This window comes from Streptomyces sp. SBT349 (genome assembly GCF_001083795.1).
GTDB lineage: Bacteria > Actinomycetota > Actinomycetes > Streptomycetales > Streptomycetaceae > Streptomyces.
This window is the reverse complement of record NZ_LAVK01000261.1, coordinates 1-11,182: the sequence shown is the minus strand read 5'-3', so window position 1 is coordinate 11,182 and position 11,182 is coordinate 1. Positions and strand designations below refer to the sequence as shown.

Annotated in this window: 9 protein-coding genes; 1 reads left to right on the top strand and 8 read right to left on the bottom strand. The window is 72.5% G+C overall.

From position 1 onward, the window contains the following. Window positions 1-156: 156 nt before the first annotated feature. Entirely contained in the window at window positions 157-927 is a 771-nt protein-coding gene (locus ADY01_RS26025) for a polysaccharide deacetylase family protein (RefSeq protein WP_078900611.1), read from the top strand. A gap of 118 nt (window positions 928-1,045) precedes the next feature. Here the strand turns inward: ADY01_RS26025 and ADY01_RS26020 are convergent, their stop codons facing one another. The 8 genes from ADY01_RS26020 to fxsT form a co-directional block, all read right to left on the bottom strand. After that, on the bottom strand, window positions 1,046-1,864 hold the full coding sequence (locus tag ADY01_RS26020) for a glutaminyl-peptide cyclotransferase (protein WP_234320418.1): 819 nt from the start codon (window positions 1,862-1,864) through the stop codon (window positions 1,046-1,048). A 241-nt stretch (window positions 1,865-2,105) separates the two neighbouring features. Beyond that, window positions 2,106-3,227, bottom strand: a complete 1,122-nt coding sequence (locus ADY01_RS26015; RefSeq protein ID WP_107081824.1) for an endo-1,4-beta-xylanase — start codon at window positions 3,225-3,227, stop codon at window positions 2,106-2,108. 374 nt (window positions 3,228-3,601) lie between these two features. Next, entirely contained in the window at window positions 3,602-4,012 is a 411-nt protein-coding gene (locus tag ADY01_RS26010; RefSeq protein WP_049578369.1) for a RidA family protein, read from the bottom strand. Window positions 4,013-4,074: 62 nt separating this feature from the next. Continuing rightward, the gene (locus tag ADY01_RS36140) at window positions 4,075-4,677 is read right to left on the bottom strand and encodes a TetR/AcrR family transcriptional regulator (protein ID WP_053171213.1); all 603 of its coding nucleotides are present in this window, start codon (window positions 4,675-4,677) and stop codon (window positions 4,075-4,077) included. A gap of 118 nt (window positions 4,678-4,795) precedes the next feature. Next, window positions 4,796-5,416 carry a lytic polysaccharide monooxygenase gene (locus ADY01_RS26000; RefSeq protein ID WP_199826307.1) on the bottom strand — a complete coding sequence of 207 codons (621 nt, stop codon included), beginning with the start codon at window positions 5,414-5,416 and terminating at the stop codon, window positions 4,796-4,798. 183 nt (window positions 5,417-5,599) lie between these two features. After that, complete coding sequence (locus ADY01_RS25995) at window positions 5,600-6,994, bottom strand: EF-hand domain-containing protein (protein ID WP_049578372.1); 1,395 nt, start codon at window positions 6,992-6,994, stop codon at window positions 5,600-5,602. Between the two features lie 200 nt (window positions 6,995-7,194). Continuing rightward, complete coding sequence (locus ADY01_RS25990) at window positions 7,195-8,433, bottom strand: serine hydrolase domain-containing protein (protein ID WP_049578366.1); 1,239 nt, start codon at window positions 8,431-8,433, stop codon at window positions 7,195-7,197. A gap of 397 nt (window positions 8,434-8,830) precedes the next feature. Further along, window positions 8,831-11,182: FxSxx-COOH system tetratricopeptide repeat protein (gene fxsT, locus ADY01_RS25985; protein ID WP_049578371.1), on the bottom strand; the 2,352-nt coding region annotated here is incomplete at its 5' end.

The following is an 11,182-nucleotide window of genomic DNA, read 5'->3' as shown; positions in this document are numbered from 1 at the left end:
CCCCCGAGGTCACCCCCCCCCCCCCCACCACCACCTGCCACGGACCACGCGCGCGCATTCGCCCGTCGTCCGCCGGCGCGGCGTGCCTCGACGAGCCGCATCCACCAGGACAGAGAACAAGGAGCTTGAAGGGATGAGTGATTGAGCATGAAGACCATGCGTGATCCCCACGGAAAGCCCTCGCGCCGGCGCGGTCGTCGGCCCGGCGCGCGGCTGCTCTCGCCGTTGCTCGCCCTCGGCCTGTGCCTCGCCGCCGTTCTGACCGCCGCGGTCCCCGCGCAGGCGACCGCGGACCGGGCAACGGGAACGGGCGCGGGCACGGCGGCGGACACCACCATCATCGACTCGACCCGCGGCGGCGGGCAGTCGGTCGCGTTCACCTTCGACGACGGGCCGAACCCCGCGGACACCCCCCGCCTCCTGGAGGTGCTGCGCCGGCACAACGTCGACGCCGTCTTCTGCCTCTGGGGCGACCACGTGCGGCAGAACCCCGGCCTGGTGCGGCAGATCGTCGCGGACGGCCACACGCTGTGCAACCACTCCATGTACCACAACGACATGGGCTCCTGGTCGCAGGCGCAGATCCGCGCGGACCTGGAGCAGACCAGCGCCGCCATCCGGCAGGCCGTACCCGGCGCCCAGATCCCCTACTTCCGTGCCCCCAACGGCAGTTGGGGCCAGACTCCGCAGGTGGCCGCCAGCCTGGGCATGCAGCCGCTCGGTTGGCGGCTCACCATCAACGACTGGGAGCCGTCCAACGCCGACCAGCTCGCGCAGCGCCTCAGGAGCGGCATCACGCCGGGCGCCGTCGTTCTGCTGCACGACGGCGGCGGCGACCGCAGCGCCACCGTCACCGCCGTGGACCGGGTGATCCCCGAGTTCCAGTCCCAGGGCTGGAGGTTCGACCTCCCCGCCGCACCCCGCTGACCCGAGGCACCGGGCACCGGGCACGACACGCCCCGGCAGATGACCGTTCTCGGCCCGCTTCGACAGGGGCGGTCCGAGAACGGCCCTCACCGCCGGCCGGGGGCCCGGGTCCCGGGGATCAGGCAGGGACGAAACGGACCTGGAAGAGGTGGGGCCAGAACTTGCCGGTGATGAAGAACGTGTCGTCGTCCGGCGCCTTGGCTATGCCGTTCAGGACATCGGCCTCGCGCGCCTCCGCCTCGGTCAGGAGCCCCGCCGCGTCGATCTCGCCGGTGACGGTGCCGGTCTCCGGGTCGATGCGCACGATGGTGTCCGTCAGCCAGATGTTGGCGTACACGGTGTCGCCGACGCACTCCAGTTCGTTGATGTTGTGGATGAGTTCGCCGCTGGAGCGCACCTCGACGCTGCCGGTCTCCTCGAACGTCTCGGGGTCGCGGAACGTCAGCACGCCGGAGCCGTCACTCATCACCAGCCGCCCCTCGGACGCCTGATGACACAGGCCCCACCCCTCCCCCTCGTACGCCACCGTCCGTATCTCCCGGAGGGTCGCGGGGTCGCGTTCAAAGGCCGTGCCGTTCTGCCAGGTCAGCTGCCACAGGGAGGTCTCGGTGAGGGTGATGCCCTCGCCGAAGAGGGGGGAGGGCAGATCGACCCTGGCCCGTTCCTCGTCGGTGGCGAGGTCGGTCGCCGAGACGAACGACCGCCCCGACAGGCCCGTGCCCTCGTACAGCACGCCCTCGGAGACCTCAAGCCCCTGGGTGAAGGCGTTCGCGTCGTGCGGCAGGGTCTCGACGACCTCCACACGCAGCAGTTCCGGGGCCGGGGGCTGGCCGCCGGAGGCACCGGGAGCGAGCGGGGCCCCGCACACCACCGCCGCCAGCGCGGCGGTCAGCAGGGTCCGGGTGCGGCGGTTGATGCCGTGCCTGCGTCGTATCACGAACGTCTCCCACACCGGCTGAGGATGATGAGCAGATTGTCGGTCCACCTTAGGCGTGGACCCGCTGTGCCCGTAGCCCCTCAACCGAGGGGCTGATGCGGAGATTCCGCGAAGACTCCGGCGGCGGGCCGGATCGGCGGCGGGATCGGCGGGCGGGGGCGGGGCGGTTCGGACGGCCGGCGCGGCATACGGGGGCATGAACACCACGCCGGCCGCCCCCTCGGGCGTTGCCGCCGTCGGGCTAGGTGAGGAGGGTGTCCTCCGGCCGGATCGCCTCCCGGAAGGAGATCGAGGCGGCCCCGGCGCTGTCGCGGCCGGAGAGGCCGCCGGTGAACGCGGCGATCACCGCGTCGTAGGCGGGCTTCTTCTGGTAGCTGCCGTCGAACAGCAGCGGGGTGTCGTTGGGGCGCCAGGAGTACTTGTCGGTCACGCCCCACACGGTGATGCCGGTGCAGCGGGAGACGGCCAGGCACGCCTGGACGACGCCCTGGTACTGCTCGGCCTGGGAGGATCCCGAGCCCGCGATGTCCAGCTCGGTGATCTGCACGTCCACGCCGAGGTCGGCGAAGCGCTGGAGGTTCTCGTGGAAGTTGCCCGGCATGGGATTGCCGCTGTTGAAGTGGGACTGGAACCCGACGCAGTCGATCGGCACGCCCTCGGCCTTCAGGCCCCGCACCAGGTCGTAGACCGCGTTGCTCTTCGCGTTGACGCTCTCGATGTTGTAGTCGTTGTAGCAGAGCTGGGCGTCGGGGTCCGCGGCGTCGGCCATGCGGAACGCCTCGGCGATGTAGCCGTCGCCGAGCCGCTGCTGGAACACCGACTGGCGGCGGGTGCCGTTCTCCTCGAACGCCTCGTTGACCACGTCCCAGGCGCTGATCTGCCCGCGGTAGTGGCCCATCACCTCGTTGATGTGGTTCTCCGTGGCCGAGCGCAAGCTGTCGCCGCTCAGGTTCTGGACCCAGCCCGGCAGTTGGGAGTGCCAGACCAGGGTGTGGCCGCGCAGCTCCATGCCCTGGCTCGCCGCGTGCTGGGCGATCCGGTCGCCGTTGGCGAAGTTGAAGGCGCCCTGGGACGGTTCCAGGGCGTCCCACTTCATCTCGTTCTCGGCCGTGACGCTGCTGAACTCGCGGTTCAACGTGGACACGTAGTCCTGCTCGCCGAGGCGGTTGGCGGCCACCGCCGTGCCGAAGTACCTGCCCTGGGAGGCGGCGGCGCTGCCCAACGTGGTCTGGGCGCTCGCCGTGCCGGAGAGCGCGACGACCCCGGCGGTCGCCATGGCGCCGGCCAGGGCGAGCGCGAGGGCGGTGCGGACGAGGGGGCGTCGCCGGGGGTGTTTCCGTTCGTGGGGGGACTCGCTGATCATCGCTGACCCTTCTTCCGGAAGCCGGGCGGGTGGGGGCCGCCCGGTGGTGAACGGTTGATCTGCCGCGGCTCCAGGGCCCCGCCGCGCGCCGGGCCCGGTCCGGCGAGAGTGACGTGGTCATGGCGATCGGCAACGATCCCTCAGGAGTATGCGGGCGCCGTGACCCACCGTCAACACCCATGCTTCCGGAAAACTTCCGTTTGTGTCTGCCTCTCAGTTAACCCCTCTGAGCTGTGACTACTCCCCCTGAGCCTCGGGAGGAAAGGGACCTCTCGACCCAACTTGCCGTGGAAAATTCCGAAAACTTTTCGGTATCCGAATCCCGCCGTGCGGCAGGCGGCACACGGCGGGACGGTCCCCACGGGGGCGGGCGTTCAGGGCAGGACGGCGGTCGCCTCGACCTCGACCAGGATCTCCGGCATGTACAGGATGTCGACGCCGATCATCGAGAGCGGGGCCGGTGACCAGCCCATCTCCTCGCGGATGTCGGCGACGGCGGCCTCGAACTCCCCGGTCATGCCGGGCGACCAGCGGGCCGCGTAGACGGTCACGCGGACCAGGTCCTCGAAGGTCCCGCCGACGGACTCAAGGGCCGTCCTCACGTTGCGGAACGCCTGCACCAGCTGGCCGCGGAGGGTGTCGGAGACCAGTTCGCCCTCGGAGTTCCACCCCACCTGCCCCGCCACGGTGACGGTGCGCGTCCCCGTGGCCACCGCCACGTGCCGGTACAGGCCCAGCGGAACGGGGGTCGGCATTCCCTCGGGGTTCGTCAGGGTGACGGACACGGTGTGACTCCTTCATCGTGGCGAGCGGTCGTGGACCGCGCGGTCACACCTATAACAGTTCGTTATTGCGTTTGTTCCCCGCCCGGCCCGCGGAGTCCGCGCAGGATGGTGCGCACGGCCGTGCCGTAACGCGCCGCCCGGTCGCCGGCCGGTGCGTTGCCGACCAGTTCGAGCATCACCAGACCGTGCCCGGCCGCCCAGAGCACATGCGCGGCCGAGGCGGGGTCGGTGGTCAGGGGCGCCTGCCGCGCCCAGCGGCGCACGGCGTCGACGAACTGCCGGTAGTTGGCCCTCGCGATGAGGCGGCTCTCCTCGGCCGGGGCGAACTCCGGGTCGGGCCGGGCGAACATCAGCTGGTAGAGCGCCGGGTTGTCGAGTGCCACCCGGCGGTAGGCCAGGCACATCTGGGCGATGTCCTCCTCCGGGTCCTCGCCCCGCGGCGGCGTCTGGGCGGTCCTCAGCGCCGCGAAGCCCTCGACGTACAAGGCGTCGAGCAGGCCCGCCTTGCCGCCGAAGTGGTGGTAGATCGACATGGTCGAGGTCCCGGCGGCGGCCGCGATCCGGCGCACCGACAGGCCGCCGGGACCGTCGGTGGCCAGCACCTCGGCGGCGGCTCGCAGCGTCCGTGCGCGGGTGGGGGACGGGTCGTCGGTCGCGGCACTCATGCGAGCACGGTAGGCCGCCCGCGCCCCTCCCGGCCTCGCCCCTCCCGGCCTCGCCGGTCCGCGGCGAGGCCCCGCCCGGACGCGGCAGGCGTTCGGGCGGGGCCGGTGGCCGGGTGGCTCAGAAGGTCACGTCGCTGCAGAAGAAGTAGATCTGGTCCGCGTGTGACGCCTTCCAGATCGTGTAGACGACATGGTGCCCGCTGCGGCCGGGCGCGCTGACGTCGACGGTGTAGTGGTTGGCGGACGCGTACCTGCCGGTCGAGGCCACCTGCTCCAGGTCGCCCCAGTCCAGGGCGTCCGTCTGGGCGTTGTAGCCCTGCCTGGTGACGTAGACCTGGAGGTAGTCGGCGCCGTGGTAAGCCTGGTCCTCGACGTCGACCGTGAAGTTGTTGTCGATCGACGAGGTCTTCCACGCGCCCGGCGTGTCCATGGAGTTGTACCGGCCGTCTCCGGTGTGGCCGGCGCTGCACAGCTGGTTGTCGGGGATGAACGCCTGGAAGTTGCCGCCGGTGCCCTCGCGGTACAGGCCGTTCCAGTTCCACATGGCGTTGGTGTCGTGCTGCCACGCCTGCCAGCACATCGGGTCTTCCTGCGCCATGGCCGGGTTCTGGAAGTCGCTGCCCCAGCGCTGCCAGCAGCCGTAGTTGCGGGAGAGGGGGTCCGCGGTCGAGCCGTGGGCGGAGGCGGTCGGGGCCGACCAAGGTGTCATCAGAAGCGTGACGGCGGCCAGGACCGCCATGAGGGCGCGCAGGGTCCAGCCGCGCGCATCGGTGCGATCGTGTCGAAGCGTTAACACTGCGACTCCTCGTCCGGGAGGTGGGGTGTCCGGCGGGAGCGCTCCCAGTAGGGGAACTGTCCCCCGGGCGGGCGCGATTGAAACGTTCAATTCCCGCGACCGGCGGGGGCGGGGGCGGCGGCGTGTCTAGGGGCGGCCGAACATGCGGCTGCCCGCCGTGGTGCCGGCGCGGGCGGAGAAGTAGTCGGTGAAGGCGCGGACGAACTCCTCCTCGGTGATCCGTCCGTCCCCGTCGGCGTCCAACGCGCGGAAGCCCTCGTTGAGTTCGGCCGGGTGGACCCGGGAGCCGCCGAAGAGTGCGCGGTACTCGTCGGCGCACAGGTGGCCGCCGCCGTCGGTGTCCGCGGCGCGGAACATCGCGCGCACCGCGACGTGCAGGCCCTCGGCCAGATGGGCGGGGTCCCGGTCGACGCCGCTCAGGGTGGCCGCGGTGAACTCGGCCCGGCTGATCCGCCCGTCGCCGTCGGTGTCCATGGTGGCGGCCATGTGCCGCCACCAGGTGTCGAAGGCCGTGTAGACCTCGGCCTCGCGCTCGGCCGACAGTTCGAGGGGCCAGCACACGGTGTGGGCCATCGCCCGCAGGTCGGCGAGGGTGATGTGGCCGTCGCCCGTCTGGTCGAGAACCCGCCGGAAGAACGCGTCGAGCCGCATCGGGCGGGTGTCGCGCCCGCGTGCGCGGCGGTACCGGGGCGGGCGAGCGGCCGGGAACGCGCCCCCGGCGGGAGGGACGCGGTAGCGCCACCGGTCGGGCAGCCGGGTCATGACGTGCCGCGCCCCGTGGTGGACGGTCCGGGAGAGCAGCGCGGCGCCCCGGCCGGGCCGGAGCCCGAACCGCTCGCCGAAGGCGGGCGGCAGATCGGCCACGGTCAGCGCGGCCACCGCGGAGGCGGTGAGGACGCGCAGCAGCGGCCAGGCGGGCCCCAGCAGGCGCAGCCGGCCCGGCACGGGCGCCTCGCGAAGGATGCCGGACAGCATGTACCGGACCTCCGGGCCGTCCTCCAGGGACGCGCGGATGGTGCGTTCCATATACGCGGGAACGTCGGCGGCGGTGGGCGGCCACAGCTCGTCCGGCAGGCCGAACTCGCCGCACGCGGCGCGGAACTCCCGGTAGAGCACGTCGAGTTCGGCGGGGGTGAAGGGGTCCCCCGACAGGGTGCGCATCGCGGTCATCGCCTCGTACAGCGTGATCAGCACCCACACGCGGACCCCCGGGTCCTCCGCCGTGTAGGGCCGGCCCGCGGAGTCGGTGCCGTGGATGCGCCGGTGGGCACGTTCCAGGCGTGCGACCTCGCGGCGCAGCTCCTCGCGGTCGCCGAAGAACAGGCGCCGCCCGCTGTCCATGGTGTGCCGCACCCGCCGCCAGGGGTGGGCGCGGTAGGTGGACCAGTCCGCCATACCGGCGGCGACGACGGGGTGTGCGGTCTGGAGGACGAGCAGCCGCCAGGCGACCAGGGCGATGCGTCGCTCGCCGAGGGTGCGCCGGAACAGGAGCGGGCGGCCGGTCAGGTCACCGGTGGTCATGGGCGCCTCCAGGAGATAGCCGCGGCGCTCCGACGGAACGCAGCCCACACCTAAGCGCACCCTCTGCCGTTCGGGTGAGACGACCGCCTTCAAACCACTCTTTCTGATGAACGGCGGCGTGCGCGGACCGGGGCGGGCGGCACCGCCGGTGCCGCCCGCCACGCTCCGTCCGGCTTCCCGGTCGGTTCAGACTCCGCCGGTCAGTTCCGGGCCAGCCCGGGGGGCAGGTCCGGCTCGGCCGCCGGGGCGAACCGCGCGGTCGCGGGCGGCTCCTCGGCGCCGCAGAACGCCGCCTCCAGGGTGCCGCCCAGCGCGGTGTTGACGGCGCCGTTGTTCGAGGCGTTGGCCATCGCGGTCAGGCTCCGCTCGCCGTCCTCGCTGGTGAACGCGTAGGTGTAGTAGCCCTGCACGGTGCCGGTGTGCCCGTACACCGAGACGTCGCACGACAGGTCGTAACGCCGCAGGCCCAGGCCGTAGAAGCGGGTGCCGGTGGCGTCGGTGGGCGCCATGGTGAGCATCGCGTCCAGCTCCTCCGGCGCCAGCAGCTCCCCGTCCAGCAGGGCGGCGAAGAACCGGTTGAGGTCGGCGGGGGTGGAGTACACCGCGCCCGCCGACTGGGCCCAGGACACCGTCTGCTCGGTGGAGTCCACCAGCGGGGCCCCGGCCTCGTCCGGGGTGAGGTGCCCGTCGATGTGCGCGCCGGGCAGGACCGGGTCCGGATGGACGTACCCGGTGTCCGCCAGGCCCAGCGGGTCGATGACGCGCTCCTGGTACTCCTCCGCGAGCGGCCGGCCGGAGAGGTGCTCGATCAGCATGCCCGCGACCACGAAGTTCGCGTTGGAGTACGCGTACGCCGAGCCGGGCTCGACCGTCAGCGGCTGGCTGAGCGAGAGGTCCACCAGCTCCTGGAGCGTGAACACCTCGTCGCGCACCGCCTCGAAGCCCGGCACGGTCTGCGCGAACATGTCGTTGCTGTAGTCCCACAGGCCGCTGCGGTGGCTCAGCACATGCCGGATGGTGATCCGGTCGTCGGGCAGCAGCCCCGGCAGGTGGGCGTTCACCGGGTCGTCGAGACCGGCCGCGCCCTCGCCGATCAGCTGCAACAGCACCACGGCGCTGAACGACTTGGTCACGCTCCCGACGCGGAAGCGGTGGTCGGTGTCCATCGGCAGCCCGGTCCCGAGCGACCGCTCGCCGACCACCTCCGCGACCGTCCCGCCCGCGCCGTCGACGCGCGCCATCGCCCCGGGCGCGCCCAGCGCCACGGCGTCGAGCAACGCCTCACGCACCCCGGCGGCGTCGATCGCGGGGGCCTCGGACGCCGCGGATCCCGCGGCCTCCGGCGCGGCCATGGCCGCCGGCGCCCAGACGGTGAACGAGGAGAGCAACGCGACGCCGGCCACGACCGCCCGCCCGCTGGTGGGGAACCCCATCGACATCAACCCTTGTACCTCGACGACTCGTTACCCCGCCCACCCTAGGGCGCGCCCGCGCACGCCCCGCACCCCGGTGACGCCCCGGCGCGCGACACCCCGGGCGCGGCGCCCCGGACGCGCGGCCGGGCGGATGCCGGACCTATACCAAGTGGTGGATTGCACGGTGAATGCGTGGTGATTGCGTCATGGCACGAAAGGGGCGGAGTTCGCGGCCCCGATCAAGGAGGCGCACAAGCAGCGCGACACGGTCGAACGCCGCATCGACGGATGGCTCGGGAGGAGGAGGAGGCCGTGTCCGCCAGGGCCACGTCGGGCCGGGTGCGGGGACGGCCTCGCCAAGACGCCCTTCCCGGAGCCGTAGGCGACCGCACCCACTGCGAGCCGATCCGGAGGAAACGCCCTAGATCTCCCTTCTGAAGGCGCGAGGGACCTCACTCCTGGCTTCGTGTTGCCAGTGGGCGAGGTTGTTGCGGGCGACGCGGGTGCGGGGGTGGCGCCCGCCCAGCACCCGTACCAGATCGGGCAAGAGGCGGGCGAAGTCCGCCGCGGCGAGGGCCGCGTCCCCCGCCTCACCACGCCAGTGGGCGAGATTCCCGCGGTTGTTGAGAGTGGTGGGGTGATCGGCTCCCAGCACCCGCACCATGTCGGTCAGAAGGTCTTCGTAGGCCGCCACGGCACCCGTCGCGTCTCCCGCCTTGCCCCGCCAATAGGCCAGGCCGGCGCGGGTGATGAGAGTGCCCCGGTGATCCGCTCCCAGCGCCTGGACCGCATCGGGCAAGAGCCCTTCGTAGGCGGCCACGGCACCCGCCGCGTCTCCCGCCTCACCGCGTTTCGAGGCGAGGTCGCTGCGAGCGGCGAGGGTTTCGGGGTGGTGCGGCCCCAACACCCGGACCAGATCGGGCAGGAGCTCCTCATACGACGTCACGGCATCCGTCGCGTTCCCCGCCCCACCCCTCACGTGGGCGAGATACTTCCGGGTGGTGAGCGTGTCGGGGTGGTCCGCCCCCAACACCCGTACGCAGTCGGCCAGCAGCGCTTCCAGCTGTTCGCGGGCATTCTCGGCAGCGGCGGGGTCCTCCGTCTCCCCCAGCAGGCGGGCCAGCTCGCGCCGGGTGACGAGAGTGCCCCGGTGATCCGGTCCCTGCACCCGGATCCGGTCGGCGAGGAGCTTGGCGAAGGCGTCCGCGGCGCCGGCCGCGTCCCCCGCGAGGCCGCGATTCCTGGCGAGGTTGGCACGGGCGGCAAGGGTATGGGGATGCTCGGCCCCCAGCACCCGCGCCATGTCCCGCACGAGCTCCTGGTAGTTCATCACGGCGCCCGTCACGTCTCCCGCGAGGCCTCGCCAGCCGGCGACGTCGCTGCGGGCGGCGAGGGTGTCGGGGTGGTGCGGCCCCAACAGGCGCACGAGATCGGGCAGGAATTCCTCGATGATGGCCACGGCGCCGGCTTCATCCCCGCCCTTGCCCAGCCAGTGGGCGCTGCTCCTACGGGCGGCGAGGCCATAGGGGTGGCCGGAACCCAGGACCGCATGAACCAGATTCCGGAAGTGGGCGATGGCCGCGGTGATCTGGCCGGCGTGTCCCAGGCTGTTCCCGGTGCGGAAAAGCACCGGATGGGCCTCGTCGGCGGAGCACAGCGCGTCCTGAGCGTGATTGCTCAGCGCATCGGCGTTGGACCGGAGGATCCGTCCCAGAGGTTGGGCGTCGGCTGACTCCGGCCAGGACTCGGTGAGGGCGTCGGCGGCGGCACGGGCGGCTTCCTCATACGCCTGAGGGGCCAGGGCGTCCCGGGTGGCCCGCTGGATGAGCTGGTGGACGCGAACGGCCTGGTGGGGGGTGTCGCGGGTGTGGTCGACGAGGCTGAGCCGGTGCAGGGCGCGCAGCGCGAGCACGGCGTCCTCGGCCGAAGCCGGGGGCGGCTGCTGGTCGCCGCCGGTGGGGGTGCGGTGCTCGGTGAGGTACGCGAGCGTGGGCCTGCTGGTGAGGACCGCCTCGGGGATGCCGTTGGGGTCGAGCATCGCGGCCACGTGGAGCATGGGGCGGGCCAGGCCGGCGGGGCGCAGCGTGTCGGCGCGGTCGATGGACAGGGCCCAGCCGGCGGCGAGGGTGGCGGTCTGGTCGTCGGGTAGGGCACCGTGCTCGGGAACGAGATCGGCGAGTTTCCTCTTCCGGTCACCCAGCAGGGTGCGGTAGGCGGCGCAGGTCAGGAGCGTGTCGGTGAGGTAGGCCGCTGCCTGGGACAGGGCCAGCGGCAGGTACCCCAGGTCGTGGGCGAGGCCGGCGAGTTCGTTGTCGGGTTCGCCGCGCCCGCGGTGGGCCAGGGCGTCGGTGAGGAAGGCCACCGCCTCGGTCGCGGTGAACAGGCCGACGGTCACCACGCGGCCCCGGTCGGCCATGGCGGCGTCCCGGCGGCGGGTGGTGACCAGCGTCCGGCCGGTCGGGGAGGCGGGTGGCCACAGGTCGCGCACGTGGGCGGGATCGGTGAGGTCGTCCAGGACGATCAGCCACCGGCAGGCCGGTGCGCCGGCCTTGGGCTGGAGCCAGGCCAGGAAGGTGCGCGCGGCTCGCTCGGCGTCGCCCGGGTCGGCCCCGCACAGCTCCTCGCCGGCTTGCGCGTAGCCGGCCACGAGCCCCTCGCGGCTGGTGGCGGAGATCCACACCAGGACATCCAGCCCACCGGGATCGGACCCGAGCTGCCAGGCGGTGCGGGCATAGCCCGCCGCCAGCTGGGTCTTGCCCACCCCGCCCATCCC

Coding starts and splice junctions, on each gene's coding strand:
- ADY01_RS25990 (WP_049578366.1), bottom strand. CDS start 8,433: ATGTCGATGGGGTTCCCCACCAGCGGGCGGGCGGTCGTGGCCGGCGTC.
- ADY01_RS36140 (WP_053171213.1), bottom strand. CDS start 4,677: ATGAGTGCCGCGACCGACGACCCGTCCCCCACCCGCGCACGGACGCTG.
- ADY01_RS26000 (WP_199826307.1), bottom strand. CDS start 5,416: ATGGCGGTCCTGGCCGCCGTCACGCTTCTGATGACACCTTGGTCGGCC.
- ADY01_RS25995 (WP_049578372.1), bottom strand. CDS start 6,994: ATGACCACCGGTGACCTGACCGGCCGCCCGCTCCTGTTCCGGCGCACC.
- ADY01_RS26025 (WP_078900611.1), top strand. CDS start 157: ATGCGTGATCCCCACGGAAAGCCCTCGCGCCGGCGCGGTCGTCGGCCC.
- ADY01_RS26015 (WP_107081824.1), bottom strand. CDS start 3,227: ATGATCAGCGAGTCCCCCCACGAACGGAAACACCCCCGGCGACGCCCC.